Source organism: Leisingera sp. ANG1, assembly GCF_000203975.2.
GTDB lineage: Bacteria > Pseudomonadota > Alphaproteobacteria > Rhodobacterales > Rhodobacteraceae > Leisingera.
Genome location: NZ_AFCF02000008.1, coordinates 721657 through 737713 on the forward strand (window position 1 = coordinate 721657; position 16057 = coordinate 737713).

Below are 16057 nucleotides of genomic sequence, written 5' to 3' on the forward strand. Positions count from 1 at the left end.
CAATCGCCGCCGGCCGCCTTGGGGTCATTCCGGATCGGTGCTGTAGATCAGCCGCTCGTCGCAGGGGGCGATGCGCAGGATGTTGGTGGTGCCTGGCACGTTGAAGGGCACGCCGGCAGTCACCACGATCTGGTCGCCCTCGGAGGCGTAGCCGCCCGACCGCGCCGCCCGCGCGGCGCTGACCACCGCGCCCTTGAACCGGTCTAGCTCCGGCGTCATCACGCATTTGCAGCCCCAGCTGAGGCACAGCCGGCGGGCGGTGGCGCTGACCGGGGTCATGGCGATGATGGGCACACCAGGGCGTTCCCGCGCGGTCAGCAGCGCGGTGGTGCCGGACTGGGTGAAACAGCAGATCGCCTTGATCTCGGTCTTCTCCGCAATCTCCCGTGCTGCGGCGACGATTCCGTCAGCCACCGTGGTGCCCTTGGCTGAGCGCGAAGACGCGATGATCTGGGTGTAAGTCGGGTCAGCCTCAACTTCGACCGCCACCTTGTCCATGGTCTGCACCGCTTGCACCGGATACTGGCCCGCCGCGCTCTCGGCGCTCAGCATCACCGCATCGGCGCCCTCATAGATGGCGGTGGCAACGTCGGAGACCTCGGCCCGGGTCGGCATCGGGCTTTCGATCATGCTTTCCAGCATCTGGGTTGCCACGATCACCGGCTTGGCCGCGGCCCGGCACTTGCGCACCAGACGTTTCTGGATCGGCGGCACCGCCGCCACCGGCAGCTCGACGCCCAGGTCGCCGCGCGCCACCATGATGCCATCAGAGGCATCCAGAATGGCCTCGAAATCCTCCACCGCCTGCGGCTTTTCAATCTTCGACAGCACCGCCGCGCGGCCATCGGCCAGTGCGCGCGCCTCATAAACATCCTTGGCCCGCTGCACAAAGGACAGCGCCAGCCAGTCCACCCCCAGGGAGCAGACAAATTCCAGGTCCGCACGGTCCTTCTCGGACAAGGCCGCCAGCGGCAGCACCACGTCGGGCACATTTACGCCCTTGCGGTTCGAAATCGTGCCGCCGGTCTCCACCGTGCAATCAGCAAAGTCCGGGCCGCAGTCATCCACCACCAGGCGGATCTTGCCATCGTTCACCAGCAGGTGCGCACCCGGCTCCAGCGCCTGGAAAATCTCCGGATGCGGCAGGCACACGCGCGACACGCCGCCCTCCGCCTCATCCAAGTCGAGGCGGAACTTCGCCCCCTCCTCCAGGTCTTCGGCACCATTGGCAAACACACCCACCCGCAGCTTCGGCCCCTGCAAGTCAGCGAGAATCGCAATCGGGCTGTCCAGGTCCTGCTCCACCTGGCGGATGATCTTGTGCTTCTCGGCGATCTCCGGGTGGCTGCCGTGCGACATGTTCAGGCGGAACACATCTGCGCCCGCCTCATGCAGCGCGCGGATGGTCTCGTAGGTCTCCGAGGCCGGCCCCAAAGTGGCGACAATCTTCACATTGCGCGATCGTTTCATTGGGGTCCTCTCCTTCGGATCTCGTCTTCATGTTACCGCAAACAGCTCGGGGTGCTTATCCCCCAATTCCCATTTCCGCGCAACTCCCGTAAAGAGAATGCGGCAAAACATATCAGGCTCATGACATACACACCGTTTTTTGTTCACGGCGCAGACCGCCCCGCCCGCTGGCTGATCACCTGCGACCACGCAACCAACCATGTGCCGGAGTTTGCCGGCGGCGGCGACCTCGGCCTCCCGCGCGAGGACATGGAACGCCACATCGCCTATGACGTCGGCGCCTATGAGGTGTCCAAGCTTTTGGGTGAAATGCTGGACGCGCCGGTGGTGGCCTCGAATTTCTCCCGCCTGGTGATCGACCCCAACCGCGGCGAGGACGACCCGACCCTCTTGATGAAGCTCTATGACGGCACCATCATCCCGGCCAACCGCCACGCGGGCGAGGCAGAACTGAAGGAGCGGCTGGAAAGCTGCTACCGCCCCTACCACCGGGCGCTGGCCCGGCTGGCAGAGCGGCCGCGCACGGTGATCGTCTCGGTCCACAGCTTCACCCGCCAGCTGCGCGGGCGTGCGCCGCGGCCCTGGGAAATCGGCATCCTGTTCCCCGAGGGCGAGCGGTTCTCGCCCTTCGTCATTGAGGAGCTGAACCGCGAGGACGGCCTGTGTGTGGGCGTCAATGAGCCCTACACCGGCTATCTGCCCGGCGACGCGATCGAAACCCATGCCACCAAGCCGGGCCGCCCCAACATGCTGGTCGAGCTGAGGAACGATCTGATTGCAGAGCACGAAGGCCAGCACGAATGGGCCGAGCGCCTCGCCCGTATCCTGCCCAAGGCACTGGACGCCTCCGAGCTCTGACCTGCCGGGCACCGGAATTCGGCGCGAATTCCGGCTCGGAAAACACGTGTTTTCCGGGCCGTTTTCCGCGCCGGAAAACGGCGCTGACATTGCAGAACGGGCCGCGCGCACCCATATTTGTAACGGAAACGCGGGATTTTCGGGGAAAGGAGCAGTCATGACCCAGGAAACCCTCTCTGCCTTTTTCGGATGGCTGACCGTTTTGCATATCGGACTGTTCACCCTCTCTGCCGTGCTTCTGATGCTGATGCGGGACTGGGTGGCTGGGCTGCACGCCCGCATATTCGGGCTGGCGCCCGCGGATGTCAGCCTGACGGTCTACCGCTGGCTCGGCACCTATAAGATCGTGATCTTTGCCACCGCGCTGGGGCCCTGGCTGGCGCTGCAGCTGATCTGACCAGCCGCCCGCGCCCATTGCCCGCCCCCGCTGCGGCTGCTAGGCCTGCGGGGACGCAAGACAACTCCGGAGCCACCGCCATGGACAAGCAAACCGAGATCGAAATCCAGGCTGCCGCCTTCCGCCGCCTGCAAAAGCACCTGATGGAAGACCGCACCGATGTGCAGAACATCGACCTGATGAACATGGCCGGCTTCTGCCGCAACTGCCTGGCCCGCTGGTACCAGGAGGCCGCCAACGAGCGCGGCATCGAGATGGGCAAGACCGAAGCGCGTGAAATCTACTATGGCATGACCATGGATGAGTGGAAGGCCAACTACCAGACCGAGGCCAGCGCCGAGAAACAGGCGGCCTTCGAGGTGGCGTTCAAGGAAAACGTGACCGACAAGCAGTAAGCAGCTGCTCCGCTAAACCGGAACAGAGGGGCGCTGCCCCTCTTGGCCGTGCGGCCAATTCACCCCGGAGTATTTGCCCAAAGGTGAAAGAACCGGGTCGGCCGCAGCCTCAGCCTCTCAGCCGCAGGGCCGCGCGCGCTGGATCAACCGGCGCACCATCCGCATCCATCAGCCCCACCCGCAGCGGCGCACCGCTCTCCCGGTCCACCACCCCGACCGGTGCCGCGCCGCCGGTGACATGCGCCTCCCCCCATTGCGCCAGCGCCAGAAAGGTCAGCGCCAATCCGCGCCCGGCTTCGGTCAGCACATAGGCCTGGCGCACCCGGTCGCCCGCCTCCTGATAGGGCTGCTTCTCCAGCACCCCGCGCGCCACCAGGCTGTTCAGCCGGTCCGTCAGCGTCGAGCGCGGCGCCTTCAGGTCTTCGCGCATGTCGTCATAGCGGCAAACGCCATAGAAAGCCTCCCGCAGGATCAAGAGCGTCCAGCGGTCGCCGAGGATTTCGGCGGCCAGCGCCATCGGGCACTGCTCCTTGGGCACCAGGGCGCGGCGGCGGACGGCGGGCAGGGTTTCACGGGAATCAGAAGCTGGGTTTGACATACGGACCCAGATAGGGGATTTCTACCTGAGTTCAAAATTTAGACTCAGATTCGCATTCGAAAGGACAGCCCCGATGACCCAGCAGCGCCCGATGGACCGCGACGATACGCTCGAAGACTTCGAGCCGCGCCGAATCACCCTCAACGATGCGGAGAAAACCGTGCATGTGTCCGGCAACGGCCCGGCGGTTATCGTGATGGCGGAAATGCCCGGGATCAGCCCGCATGTGGCCCGCTTTGCCCGCTGGGTGCGTGGTGCAGGCTTCACTGTCTACATGCCCTCGCTGTTCGGCAAGGACGGCGCCGTGGCCACCGCAGAGGACGGCGCAGAGGTGTTCCGCCGCGCCTGCGTCAGCGCCGAATTCCGCGCCTTTGCGGGCAATGGCGCCAGCCCGGTCACCCAGTGGCTGCGGGCGCTGGCACGGCTTGCGCATGAGGAATGCGGCGGTCCCGGCACCGGTGCCATCGGCATGTGCTTCACCGGCAACTTTGCGCTGTCGATGATGCTGGAGCCCGCCATGCTTGCTCCGGTTCTGGCGCAGCCCTCTCTGCCGCTGGACAACCCGGCGGGTGTCGAAAGCCCGCCAGAGGAACTGGCCGCCGTGCGTGAGCGGCTGGAGCGCGAGGACCTCACGGTGCTGGCCTACCGGTTTCAGGGTGACGACTTCTGCCAGGCGCAGCGCTTTGCGGCTTATGCCGAAGCCTTGGGAGAGCGCTTTGACGCCCGCACCCTGCCGGACAGCGCCGCCGCCGCCGAAGTGCCGCCGTTCTTTGCCAAACACGTCCCCACCCCGCACAGCGTGGTCACCGCGCATTTGGTGGATGAGGCAGGCAGCCCGACCCTGACCGCACGGGATGAGATCCTGGCATTCTTCAGGCAACGGCTGACAGCAGGCAGCTGATCTAACGGGCGGCGGCGCTGCCTCGCCCGCCGCCTCAGCGCTCCAGGCTTTCAAACCAGTCCAGCGCCATAGTGCTCCATCCCTTGGGCAGGCCATGGCCACCCTTGTGCAGGATCAGCTCAAGCCCGCCGGCTTCACAGTCCCAGCGCTTGCGCCAGATGCCATCTTCGATCTGATGGTCAGCAGCATTTCTGCGGCAGCTGTTTTCGCGCCGCCACAGCTGCAGACCTTCCCAGATGTCAGCCTGTATGATCTCGGCCACCGAGCCCTGAATTACCCGGCCTTCCAGCGGCACCACCTTGTCGGTAAACCCGTGAATGTGCAGCAGCTTCACCGGCCCCTTGCAGTCCCGTACCATAGGCAGCCAGAAGCCGCCGGAAACCGGAACATAGGCGGCTGCGAACTCCGGCATCTGGCAGGCCGCATCCCAGACCATAGAGCCGCCGCGGGAAAAGCCGCTCAGCAGCAGCTGGTCCGGCTCTACCCCGGCACGCTCCGTGGCATCCGCCAGTACATCGCGCAGGAATACCAGGTCACGGCGCGGATAGGTGTTCCAGCCGTCACGCACCGACCAGTCGGCGGGTTTGCCCTCTGCCCAAGGCAGCCCGCTGGGGGCAATCACCGCATAGCCGCGACGGCTGAAAGCCCCCACCAGCCCGGTATTGGCAATCACCTTGGCACCGCTGCTGCCGTAGCCATGCAGGAACATCACTGCCGGCCCGCCCTGCCAGCCCTCCGGCAAAGCCAAGTGGTAGTCACCGCCATCTATCGGGCACGGCGTCTCCCCGCCGCACGGCGCGGCCTCTTCCGCTGCTCCTGTTGGCGCGGCCAGCAGCCCCGCTATCAGCAGCATCCATATCCGGCTCAGCATCTGCGCCCCTCCCCCATACGGTACAGAACCGAGGCTAGCACAATCCGCAGGCGCTGCAGCTGACAGGAACAAGAAAAAGGCCGCCCGTTCTGGGCGGCCGCTGCAAAATGTCTTACTTAAATTCCCTGGACCACCGGTCCGCAGCAGGGCGCGCACCCCCGATGGCGCGCCTAGCCGCGGAAGCGGCCCAGAAGCCGGGAGGCCAGTGCACCAGAGGCCGGACGTTCCCGCGCCAGGAGCTTGCCAGCCAGCCACCCCCGGCTGGCAGGCGCCTCGGCATAGTCGGGATGCTCCACCACTTCCGCGGTCAGCACCTGACGGACAGCGGCCAGAATTTCCGCGTCGCTCGGCTCTGCGGCCTGGCTGTTCACGGCTTCCCCGATCTCTGGCTGATAACACTGTTGCATCTGGCACCTCCACGGTCTGCGGCTCTGGCTGGCGGCCCCCCTGGCCGGCTCCTATCACCTGAAATCAGGTTACCGCATTCCTGACGCGACGGGGTCATTTTGTGTAAAATTAGTTAAAATCCTGAGCCGAAGCAGGGGTTTTCCGGGACAGTCGTTCGGCCAGCCGCCCATTGTTGCCAGAGGCTGGAAAATACGCAGTCTCACTGCTTTCAAGGCCTCGCTTTCCGGACCAGCCATACGGCCCGGAACAGCCGAATTGATTCTCTTTTGAACAAAAAGACCGCCCCGAAGGGCGGCCTTTCGTAACAGTGCGGCAAGCAGCCTCAGACGGCTTTCTTGCGGCTTTCTTCCAGGTAGATCTCGCGCAGACGCTTGGCGATCGGACCGGGGGTGCCGTCGCCGAGCTGCACGCCGTCGATCTCGACCACCGGCATCACAAAGGCGCTGGCGGAGGTGGTGAAGGCCTCATCCGCCTCCTTGGCTTCCTCGATGGTGAACAGACGCTCCTCGATCTCCATCTGAGCCTCTGCCGCCAGACGCAGCACCGCGGCGCGGGTGATGCCGTGCAGGATATCGTTGGACAGCGGACGGGTCACGATCTTGCCGTTCTTGACGTAATAAGCGTTGTTGGAGGTGCCCTCGGTCACATAGCCGTCTTCGATCAGCCAGGCATCATCGCAGCCTGCCTTCTTGGCCATCATCTTGCCCATCGACGGGTACAGCAGCTGAACGGTCTTGATGTCGCGGCGGCCCCAGCGGATGTCCTCGATCGAGATAATCTTGGCGCCTTTGGCAGCGGCCGGGCTGTCCGCCAGGCCGGGCTTGTTCTGGGTGAACAGCACCAGGCTCGGCGGGGTGTCTTCGGACGGGAACACAAAGTCCCGGTCACCGTCAGAGCCGCGCGAGACCTGCAGGTAAACCAGCCCTTCTTCGATGCCGTTCAGCTCCACCAGCTTGCGGTGGATCTCCAAGAGCTCCTCCTTGGAGCAGGGCGACGCCATGTCCAGCTCTTTCAGCGAGCGGTCCAGGCGCACGGCGTGGCCTTCAAAGTCGATCAGCTTGCCGTCGAGGACCGAAGTCACCTCATAAACCGCATCGGCAAACAGGAAGCCGCGGTCAAAGATCGAAACCTTGGCTTCACCCTCGGGCAGGTATTCGCCATTCACATAAACGGTACGGGTCATCTTGGTCTCCTCAACCCCAAAGTGCCGGTTTCGGCGGGTGCACGCCCTCGGCATCAAACAACAATGGTTCCTCGCGGTCTTCGGCCAGAAGCAGCGGACCGTCAAGATCCGTAACCGCCGCACCCTGCGCCACAAGCGTCGCAGGCGCCATCGCCAGCGAAGATCCGACCATGCAGCCGACCATCACCTGGTAGCCCTCGGCCAGCGCCTGCTCACGCAGTTTCAGCGCCTCGGTCAGGCCGCCGGTCTTGTCCAGCTTGATATTGACCACGTCATATTTGCCCTTGAGCTTGGGCAGGCTCTCGCGGTCATGGCAGCTTTCGTCCGCGCAGACCGGCACCGGGCGCTCCATTCCGATCAGCGCCTCGTCCTCACCCGCGGGCAAGGGCTGCTCTACCAGTTCCACGCCGAGGCGCACCAAATGCGGCGCCAGTTCGGCATAGACTTCTGCCGACCAGCCCTCGTTGGCGTCAATGATGATCTTGGCGTCCGGCGCACCGGCGCGGACCGCTTCCAGGCGGGGCATGTCGTCGGGGGTGCCGAGTTTGATCTTCAACAGCGGCCGGTGAGCGTTCTCCGCCGCCTGCGCTTGCATCTTTTCGGGCGTATCCAGCGAAAGGGTGTAAGCGGTGATCTCAGGCCCCGGCGCTGGCAAGCCTGCCAGCTCCCAAACCCGCTTGCCGGCCTGTTTCGCCTCCAGGTCCCACAGCGCGCAGTCAACCGCGTTGCGGGCGGCACCGGCAGGCAGAAGCGATTGCAGTTCTTCGCGGGTGAAATCGGCAGGCAGCCCTTCGATCTCTGCAGTCACGCTCTCCAGCGTCTCGTTATAGCGGGCATAGGGTACGCATTCGCCCCAGCCGGTGACGCCGTCCTTTTCCACCCGCACGGTCAGCACCTTGGCCTCGGTGCGCGAGCCGCGAGAGATGGTGAAGACCTGCGCCAGTTTGAAGACGTCCGGGGTGACGGTGATGTTCATGAAACTGCCCTTTCCTGCGGCCCTGCGCGCGCAGCAGCGGGCCTTGGCACGATGCCCTTCATCCGGGGCACCTGCTCTTTCATCTTGCTAAAAATACTCCCGCCGGAGGCTTCCCAGGCTGCGCCTGAGCACCTCCGGCGGGGGCTGTTAGATCAGACCGCGGCCAGCGCGTCCACCAGGCGTCCGGCGCCGTGGCGGTAGGGGTCGACGGCGGGCAGGCCCATGCGCTCTTCGACCTCGGCCAGGTACTTCACCGCCTCATCCTCGGACAGGTGCTGGGTGTTCACCGAGATGCCCACGATCTGGCAGGCCGGGTTGGAGCGCTGTGCCAGCGGCAGGGCGACGTCGCGCAGCTCTTCCAGGGTCGGCACGTCATATTCCGGCAGGCCGCGCATATGGGTGCGGGTCGGCTCGTGGCACAGGATCAGCGCATCCGGCTGGCCGCCGTGCACCAGCGCCATGGTGACACCCGAGTAGGAGACGTGGAACAGCGAGCCCTGGCCTTCGATCAGATCCCAGTGGTCGTCATCGTTGTCCGGGGTCAGATACTCGATAGAGCCCGCCATGAAGTCGGCGATGACCGCGTCCAGCGGCACGCCGTGGCCGGTGATCAGGATGCCTGTCTGGCCAGTGGCGCGGAAAGTCGACTTCATGCCGCGCTCGCGCATCTCGTTGTCCATCGCCATTGCGGTGTACATCTTGCCGACCGAGCAGTCGGTGCCAACCGCCAGGCAGCGCTTGCCGCTGCGCGGCTTGCCGTTGGCAATCGGGTAGCCGACGGTGGGCACGCGCACGTCGTGCAGGGTGCCGCCGTGGGTCTGGGCCGCGGCCACCAGGTCGCCTTCGTCGCGCAGCAGGTTGTGCAGGCCGGAGGCCAGGTCATAGCCCATTTCCAGCGCTTCGATCAGAACTGCCTTCCAAGCGTCGGAAATCACGCCGCCGCGGTTGGCAACACCAATCACCAGCGTCTTGGCGCCGGCTTCCTTGGCCTCGGCCAGGGTCATCTCCTTCAAGCCCAGGTCGGCACCGCAGCCCGGCAGGGAGATCTGGCCGACGGCGTGGTCGGGGCGCCAGTCACGGATGCCGATGGCAACCTTGGCAGCCAGCATATCGGGCACGTCGCCCAGGAACAGCAGATAAGGGGTTTCGATCATGGCGGGTTTCCTCTTCACTCTTGCCGGTGAGTTTGCGGAGATTCCCGCACAAGTTCATGCCTAATCCGCTGCGCAGCGCGCCTGGAGCGCAAGATTATCCGTCACTTTTGTCAATTTGCCGAAGATTCCCGCGGTATGTCACCATTGCTGACATTATTTTCCTCCTCCAGCCAAGATTCGGCCTGAAGCACCCCGGTTTGGGGCGCTCCAAGCACCGCTATGGCCTGCTGGGAGCCGGTTTCCTCTGGCGCATCGGCCTGCGTCCGCCGCAGCGCAGCAACCCCCGCGACCATAAAACACAGGGCTGCAAGCAGGATCAGCAATCCATTTCCGTCAGCAATGCTGACCATATTTGGGGCCGCCAGCGTGCCGCCAAACTGGCCGACGTTCAAAAGGAACACCATCGCGCCGCTGGCCGGCACGATCTGGGAGGGTTTCAGTTGGTCGTTGGCATGGGCAGAGCAGACCGCGTACATCGGCAGGCTGGCGCCCGCGAGCACCGCAAAACCGATCACCAGCGCCTGAGGTGTGGGGGTCGCCAGCATCCACAGGCAGGCCGCGGCGCCGATGACGCCGAGCCCCATCAGCACGAGCCGCCGGTCGGTCTTGTCGCTGATCCAGCCGACCGGGTATTGCACCACAGCGCCGACAACCATCGCCACCACCAGCGCACCAGAGGCCTCTGCCGGGCTCATACCGCGCGACAGCGCATACAGCGGCAGCGCGATGAACCAGCCGGCCACCGCGGTCGCACTCACCAGATTGCCCAGCACCGCCATCGGCGACACGCGGTACAGTTTACGCACCGGCATCCGGTCCGGCACCTCATACTCCGGCGCCTTGTTGCCTGACAGCAAGAGCGGAACGATCGACAGCGAGATCAAGATCGAAACCGCCCCGAACAGAAGGTTGCCGCTGGGATCGGGCAGCGCCACCAGTGCAGTGCCGATGGCCGGGCCTGCCATCCAGATCATGAAGTAGATCGACAGGATCTGCGCCCGGTTCTTGTTTTCCGATTTTGCCTGCAGCCAGCTTTCGGTGATCACATACATGCCGGGATAACAGACCCCGGCCAGGAACCGCATCGCCGACCAGGAATAGGGATCGGAGGTCAGCAGGTGCAGGATCGCCGAGATCGACACCAAAGAGGCCAGCGCCGAAAACGCCCGAATGTGGCCCACCTTGGCCACCATCCCCGGCGCCATCACGGTGCCCAGCAGGGCGCCGGCAGGATAGGCCGCCTGCATGATCGAAATGGTGAGGTCGGAGAAGCCAAGCCCCGCACCCCGGATTGTCAGCAGGGTGACCAGAAGCCCGTTGGCCACCATCAGCATCAGCATGCCCAGAAACAGGGCCCAGTTTTCAATAAATGCACGTTTCATGCCCGGGTGCTCGCACGGGTGCCCGTCGGGTGCGCGTCTGTTTGCGGCAATGTTTCCGGCGCCGCATCGCAGCGGCACTTTCTGCATGTGCAAAATTCCCTTGCACATGCTCGCGCAACTTTCTAACACTTCACCCCAGCAGAATTGAAATGTCATTACCCGGAGGATTGCCCCATGAGCTTCCGCATCCAGCCCGCCGCCCCGGCGCGCCCCAACCGTTGCCAGCTGTTCGGCCCCGGCTCCAAAGTGAAGCTGTTCGAGAAGATGGCGGCCTCGGCGGCGGATGTCATCAACCTCGACCTGGAGGATTCGGTGGCGCCGGATGACAAGGATCAGGCCCGCGCCAACGTGATCGAGGCGATCAATAGCGTCGATTGGGGCAATAAATACCTGTCGGTGCGGATCAACGGGCTCGACACCCCCTACTGGTACCGCGACGTGGTGGACATTCTTGAGCAGGCCGGTGACCGGCTCGACCAGATCATGATCCCCAAGGTGGGCTGCGCCGAGGATGTCTATGCGGTGGATGCGCTGGTCACGGCCATCGAGCGCGCCAAGGGCCGCACCAAACCGGTATCCTTTGAGGTGATCATCGAGTCGGCAGCTGGCATCGCCCATGCTGAAGACATTGCCAAATCCTCCCCCCGCCTGCAGGCGATGAGCCTGGGGGCTGCGGATTTTGCAGCCTCGATGGGAATGCAGACCACCGGGATCGGCGGCACCCAGGAGAACTACTACATGATCCGCGAGGGCCAGAAGCACTGGTCCGACCCCTGGCACTGGGCGCAGGCAGCGATTGTCGCGGCCTGCCGCACCCATGGCATCCTGCCGGTGGACGGGCCGTTTGGCGACTTCTCCGACGAGGACGGCTATATCGCCCAGGCGAAACGCTCCGCGACGCTGGGCATGGTCGGCAAATGGGCGATCCACCCCAGCCAGATTGACCTGGCCAATCAGGTGTTCACCCCGTCGGACGAGGCGGTCGCAGAAGCCCGCGAGATCCTGGCGGCGATGGAGGAGGCCAAGGCCTCCGGTGCCGGTGCAACCGTTTACAAGGGCCGTCTCGTGGACATCGCCTCGATCAAGCAGGCGGAAGTGATTGTGGCGCAGGCCGAACTGATCGCGGGCAGCTGACGCCGGTCCGCGACGAGAGGTTCCAAGGGCGTCCCCAGGGGGCGCCCTTTTTGATTGGAGGAAGAGATGCCGGATTTGACCTTGCTGCATACGGCTGAGGTGCATGTGGAAACCTTTCGCGCGCTGGCGCCTGAGGCTGATCTGGACCAGCATGTGCGCGCCGATTGGCTGGAGCGGGCGCAAGGCGGGATTGATGCCGCGCTTAAGGCCGAGATTGCCGAGACCGTTGAGGCCGCGGACGGGTTGGTCCTGTGCACCTGCACCACCCTTGGCCCGGCGGCGGAGGACGCGGGCGCCATCCGCATCGACTGGCCGATGATGCAGGAAGCGGCGCGCACCGGCGGGCCGGTGCTGATGGCCTATTGCCTGGAGAGCACCGCCGGGCCTTCGGAAGCGTTGCTGCGCCGCGCCTTCGGGGCGCGTGACCCGGAGCTTACTTGCCTTGAACTGGGCCAGCACTGGCCGCTGTTTGAAGCCGGAGAAGGAGCGGGTTTTGCAGCTGCCATCGCAGAGGATGTGGCCGAGGCCCTGGCGGCAATGGATTTTGGCTGTGTGGTGCTGGCGCAGGCCTCGATGGCCGGGGCGGCTGAGCTGCTGCGAGAGCAGACACGGGTGCCGGTGCTTGCCTCTCCGGAGATTGCAGTGCGGGCTTTGCTCGCGGAGCATAAGGCAGGCGCCTGACCTAGGAGAGGCGAGCAGCGGCATGGCATGCGGTTTTCCCGGCCAAGGCCCCTGCCCCGCCGGTGTGCCTGATCCGTTTTTGCCTGTATCCATGATCTGCTTCAGCGAAGGCGTTATGGACTGGCGGCGCCGCCAGAATGGCGGAGATGGACGGGCGTATCCGCCCGCGTGCTAAACGTTGTCTCTGCACGGCCCCGCTGCCAGGCAGGGGTCCGGTTCCAAAGATGCCGGGGAGCCAAGCCCCGGCGGGTGATCGCGACCGGGAGCAAGACTGCCAAAAGCGGCTTAAGATCCGGTGAGAGCAGCGTACGCAGGGTGCGCAACACCTGCAGCCGCGCGCCGGTGGATACCGTAGTGCAGTGAGTATTTGGGGAAAGATGAAGCGCATCAGCCTTTCATCTTTCCCCAAATACTCAAAATCCAGCCTCAGCCAAAGTTCACGCCCGCAGGTCCTTGGGCGAGCCCATCACCACATAGGTGGTGATCGCGGTGACATAAGGTGAAGTGCCGAGGATATCGGTGTGGAACTTCTTGTAGCTTGGCAGATCGGCGCATTCGACTCGCAGCAGGTATTCGATTGTGCCGGTGATATTGTGGCACTCCACCACCTCCGGTGCCGTCTCCATGGCACGCTCAAACGCCTCTTGCGCCTCCTTGGTGTGCTCGCCCAGACCGACGCCGATATAGGTGGCAAAACCCACCCCCAGCTTCTGCCGGTCCAGAACCGCGCGGTAGCCGGTGATGACGCCTGCGCGCTCCAGCTCCTGCACCCGGCGCAGGCAGGCCGAGGGCGACAGGCCCACCCGCTCAGCCAGTTCCAGATTGCTGATGCGGCCGTCGCGGGTGAGCTCCTGCAATACCTGCTGGTTTATCTTGTCATTTTTCGCCATTAGTTGTGAAATTACGCGCAAGTAATGGCAGAACGCAATTTCATTTGGCGCGTTTGGCGCAATGATTTTGCGCATGACCTATGAACTCCTCACCGCGCTTGCGCTCTTCGCCTTTGTCTCCTCGATCACTCCGGGGCCAAACAACCTGATGCTGATGGCCTCGGGCGCCAATTTCGGCTTCCGCCGCACCATCCCGCATATGCTGGGGGTGGCGCTGGGGTTCGTGTTCATGGTGCTGCTGGTCGGCGCCGGGCTGGTGCAGGTGTTTGATGCCTTCCCGGTCAGCTACACAGTGCTGAAGGCGGTTTCGGTTGTGTATCTGCTGTGGCTGGCGTGGAAGATCGCCAATGCGGCACCGGTGCAGGCCAAAGGCGCGGAAGGCCGCCCAATGACATTTTTGCAGGCGGCGGCGTTTCAATGGGTGAACCCCAAGGCCTGGGCGATGGCCCTCACGGCAATCAGCGCCTACACGCCGGATCAGACGCTGGCGGCAATCCTGCTGGTGGGGGCGATTTTCGGCGCGATCAACCTGCCCTCGGTCGGCTCCTGGACGGTGCTGGGCCAGCAAATGGCGCGGTTCCTGACCAGCCCGCGCCGCCTGGTGCTGTTCAACTGGACCATGGCGGCGCTGCTGGTGGCCTCGCTCTACCCGGTGATCTGGCCGCAGTAACGCGAGCGGCGCTCCCGGCCTGAAGGGAGGGAGCGCCCGCCCCCGCGCAAGAGGGCGGGCGCTGCCCGGCCTGATGCCGGGCGGGACGTCATTTCAGGGGCAGGCAGATCTCGGTCAGAAGATCCTCCGGCGCGGTGTCGCGGGGGTTGTTCAGGTAGACCTCGTAACAGGGCTGGTCGGCCGGCTCCTCCCCCGATCCGGGCAGCCAGTTGCCGAACAGGCTGTGATAGGCGGCGTGGATGCCGGAATACGGCCCCCTGTAGGTGAGGACCGCAACGCGGCCGCCGGGCAGGCTCACTTCCTCCATGCCGTCCGGCAGTGCATCGCCGCACATCTCTGCGCCGGCAAAGCTGCTCAGCTCGGCCTCGGCCACCTCATCCGGGCTGTCGAAATAGACCCCGAGCACTGCGCCCAGCTGCGGCCACAGCTTGCGGCTTTCACAGATGGCGCCGAATGCCTCAAAGCTCTTGCCGATTTCGTGGTAGGCGCCTTTGTGCGGCAGGCCGGCCAGGCGGCGGGCGGGGTCGGTGCGGGTGATCACATCATACATGGGATAGCTTCCTGTTCTGAGGGCTGGGTTGGGCAGCCGCACCTGGCCGTCGCGGCGGAAGGCCGCCGGGCTGCTGCCATAAGACTCAGAAAACGCACGGGAGAAGCTGTTCTGGTTCGGGTAGCCGGCGCGGGCGGCCACCTGCGCGATGGGCATGTCGTCCTTCGCCAGCCAAACCGCGGCCCGATGCAGCCGGATGCGGCGCACCGCCTGGGCGCAGGTTTCGCCCGTCAGGGCGCGGAACACCCGGTGCCAGTGGAACCGCGACATCGCCGCCACGTCCGCCAGCCTGTCCAGCGACAGGTCTCCATCCGTGTTATCATGGATATGGGCCAGAACCCGCAGGATCCGGTCTTCGTAGCTGGCTGCCATTTGCGGCGTCTCCTTCGTGTCTCTCTGCTCTCAGGTGATGGCATAAGCCTAGATCACAAATCTTGCTGAGTTGCATCTTGGCGCAGCTAAGGCCATATAGCTGCAAACCTGCAGAGCAGAGGCAACATGACCCAGTATCTGGAATTCGAAAAACCGCTGGCCGAAATCGAGGGCAAGGCGGAGGAGCTGCGGGCGCTGGCGCGCGCGAATGAGGAAATGGATGTGGCGGATGAGGCCAAGGCGCTGGACGCCAAGGCCGCCCAGCTGCTGCAGGACCTCTACAAGAATCTGACGCCCTGGCGGAAGTGCCAGGTGGCGCGCCATCCGGAGCGCCCGCATTGCAAGGATTACATCGAGGCGCTGTTCACTGAGTACACGCCGCTGGCCGGCGACCGGAACTTTGCCGATGATCTGGCGGTGATGGGAGGCCTTGCGCGCTTCAACGACCAGCCGGTGGTGGTGATCGGCCACGAGAAGGGGTCCGACACCAAATCGCGCATCGAGCGCAACTTCGGCATGGCGCGGCCTGAGGGCTACCGCAAGGCGATCCGGCTGATGGAGATGGCCAGCCGCTTCAAGCTGCCGGTGATCACCCTGGTGGACACTGCCGGCGCCTACCCCGGCAAAGGCGCCGAGGAGCGCGGCCAGTCCGAGGCGATTGCGCGTTCGACCGAGATGTGCCTGAAGATCGGCGTGCCGCTGATCTCAGTCATCATCGGCGAAGGCGGATCCGGCGGTGCGGTGGCCTTTGCCACGGCAAACCGTGTGGCGATGCTGGAGCATTCGATCTATTCGGTGATCTCGCCCGAAGGCTGTGCCTCGATCCTGTGGAAAGACGCCGAGAAGATGCGCGAAGCCGCCGAGGCGCTGCGCCTGACCGCACAAGACCTGAACAAGCTGGGCGTCAACGACCGGATCATCCCGGAACCGCTGGGCGGCGCCCACCGTGACCCGAAGGCGGCGATCAAATCCGTTAGCGGCGCAATCCAGGAGATGCTGGATGAGCTGAAGGACATGGACTCTGCCGCGCTGGTCAAGGACCGGCGCCAGAAGTTCCTCGCCATCGGCTCCAAGGGGCTGGCCGCGTAAGCGCCGGTATCAGCGAAAGACAGATAACCCGGCTGAGAGGCCGGGTTTTTTTGTTGTGCCCGAGAGTTGTGCGTGCGG

At 64.6% G+C, this 16057-nt stretch carries 18 protein-coding genes; 8 read left to right on the forward strand and 10 right to left on the reverse strand.

The window, feature by feature from the left end; genetic code table 11:
- Positions 1-24: 24 nt before the first annotated feature.
- Positions 25-1470 carry a pyruvate kinase gene (pyk, locus tag GC1_RS16070; RefSeq protein ID WP_019298275.1) on the reverse strand — a complete coding sequence of 482 codons (1446 nt, stop codon included), beginning with the start codon at positions 1468-1470 and terminating at the stop codon, positions 25-27.
- A 120-nt stretch (positions 1471-1590) separates the two neighbouring features.
- Between pyk and GC1_RS16075 the strand changes: the two genes are divergently transcribed.
- The 3 genes from GC1_RS16075 to GC1_RS16085 all read left to right on the forward strand — a co-directional run bounded on the left by GC1_RS16075 (position 1591) and on the right by GC1_RS16085 (position 3120).
- Positions 1591-2328, forward strand: coding sequence for an N-formylglutamate amidohydrolase (locus GC1_RS16075; RefSeq protein WP_019298276.1), 738 nt, complete (start codon positions 1591-1593; stop codon positions 2326-2328).
- 157 nt (positions 2329-2485) lie between these two features.
- On the forward strand, positions 2486-2725 hold the full coding sequence (locus GC1_RS16080) for a DUF6868 family protein (RefSeq protein WP_029204690.1): 240 nt from the start codon (positions 2486-2488) through the stop codon (positions 2723-2725).
- 80 nt (positions 2726-2805) lie between these two features.
- A complete protein-coding gene (locus tag GC1_RS16085) occupies positions 2806-3120 on the forward strand; it encodes a DUF1244 domain-containing protein (RefSeq protein WP_019294972.1) in 315 nt (104 codons plus the stop codon).
- Between the two features lie 109 nt (positions 3121-3229).
- Here GC1_RS16085 and GC1_RS16090 read toward each other — a convergent pair whose 3' ends face one another.
- On the reverse strand, positions 3230-3718 hold the full coding sequence (locus tag GC1_RS16090; protein WP_237754612.1) for a winged helix-turn-helix transcriptional regulator: 489 nt from the start codon (positions 3716-3718) through the stop codon (positions 3230-3232).
- A 73-nt stretch (positions 3719-3791) separates the two neighbouring features.
- Between GC1_RS16090 and GC1_RS16095 the strand changes: the two genes are divergently transcribed.
- On the forward strand, positions 3792-4619 hold the full coding sequence (locus tag GC1_RS16095) for a dienelactone hydrolase family protein (RefSeq protein ID WP_019294970.1): 828 nt from the start codon (positions 3792-3794) through the stop codon (positions 4617-4619).
- Positions 4620-4653: 34 nt separating this feature from the next.
- On the opposite strand, the gene GC1_RS16100 is transcribed toward GC1_RS16095, so the two are convergent.
- The 6 genes from GC1_RS16100 to GC1_RS16125 all read right to left on the reverse strand — a co-directional run bounded on the left by GC1_RS16100 (position 4654) and on the right by GC1_RS16125 (position 10593).
- Entirely contained in the window at positions 4654-5490 is an 837-nt protein-coding gene (locus GC1_RS16100; RefSeq protein ID WP_019294969.1) for an alpha/beta hydrolase family esterase, read from the reverse strand.
- A gap of 170 nt (positions 5491-5660) precedes the next feature.
- Positions 5661-5897, reverse strand: a complete 237-nt coding sequence (locus GC1_RS16105; RefSeq protein ID WP_019294968.1) for a hypothetical protein — start codon at positions 5895-5897, stop codon at positions 5661-5663.
- Between the two features lie 323 nt (positions 5898-6220).
- Positions 6221-7081, reverse strand: coding sequence for a D-amino-acid transaminase (locus tag GC1_RS16110; RefSeq protein WP_019294967.1), 861 nt, complete (start codon positions 7079-7081; stop codon positions 6221-6223).
- 10 nt (positions 7082-7091) lie between these two features.
- Complete coding sequence (dgcA, locus tag GC1_RS16115; RefSeq protein ID WP_019294966.1) at positions 7092-8057, reverse strand: N-acetyl-D-Glu racemase DgcA; 966 nt, start codon at positions 8055-8057, stop codon at positions 7092-7094.
- Positions 8058-8209: 152 nt separating this feature from the next.
- The gene (gene dgcN, locus GC1_RS16120) at positions 8210-9211 is read right to left on the reverse strand and encodes an N-acetyltransferase DgcN (protein ID WP_019294965.1); all 1002 of its coding nucleotides are present in this window, start codon (positions 9209-9211) and stop codon (positions 8210-8212) included.
- A gap of 110 nt (positions 9212-9321) precedes the next feature.
- Entirely contained in the window at positions 9322-10593 is a 1272-nt protein-coding gene (locus GC1_RS16125; RefSeq protein ID WP_019294964.1) for an MFS transporter, read from the reverse strand.
- Positions 10594-10767: 174 nt separating this feature from the next.
- Here GC1_RS16125 and GC1_RS16130 point away from each other — a divergent pair, with 174 nt between their 5' ends.
- Both GC1_RS16130 and GC1_RS16135 read left to right on the forward strand, forming a co-directional pair.
- The gene (locus GC1_RS16130; protein ID WP_019294963.1) at positions 10768-11727 is read left to right on the forward strand and encodes an L-malyl-CoA/beta-methylmalyl-CoA lyase; all 960 of its coding nucleotides are present in this window, start codon (positions 10768-10770) and stop codon (positions 11725-11727) included.
- A 66-nt stretch (positions 11728-11793) separates the two neighbouring features.
- Complete coding sequence (locus GC1_RS16135) at positions 11794-12408, forward strand: hypothetical protein (protein ID WP_019294962.1); 615 nt, start codon at positions 11794-11796, stop codon at positions 12406-12408.
- A gap of 437 nt (positions 12409-12845) precedes the next feature.
- On the opposite strand, the gene GC1_RS16140 is transcribed toward GC1_RS16135, so the two are convergent.
- A complete protein-coding gene (locus GC1_RS16140) occupies positions 12846-13298 on the reverse strand; it encodes an Lrp/AsnC family transcriptional regulator (RefSeq protein WP_019294961.1) in 453 nt (150 codons plus the stop codon).
- 73 nt (positions 13299-13371) lie between these two features.
- Here GC1_RS16140 and GC1_RS16145 point away from each other — a divergent pair, with 73 nt between their 5' ends.
- Positions 13372-13968, forward strand: coding sequence for a LysE family translocator (locus tag GC1_RS16145; RefSeq protein ID WP_029204689.1), 597 nt, complete (start codon positions 13372-13374; stop codon positions 13966-13968).
- 88 nt (positions 13969-14056) lie between these two features.
- Here GC1_RS16145 and GC1_RS16150 read toward each other — a convergent pair whose 3' ends face one another.
- Complete coding sequence (locus GC1_RS16150) at positions 14057-14890, reverse strand: AraC family transcriptional regulator (RefSeq protein ID WP_019294959.1); 834 nt, start codon at positions 14888-14890, stop codon at positions 14057-14059.
- Positions 14891-15016: 126 nt separating this feature from the next.
- Here GC1_RS16150 and GC1_RS16155 point away from each other — a divergent pair, with 126 nt between their 5' ends.
- The gene (locus tag GC1_RS16155; protein WP_019294958.1) at positions 15017-15979 is read left to right on the forward strand and encodes an acetyl-CoA carboxylase carboxyltransferase subunit alpha; all 963 of its coding nucleotides are present in this window, start codon (positions 15017-15019) and stop codon (positions 15977-15979) included.
- Positions 15980-16057: the final 78 nt, after the last annotated feature.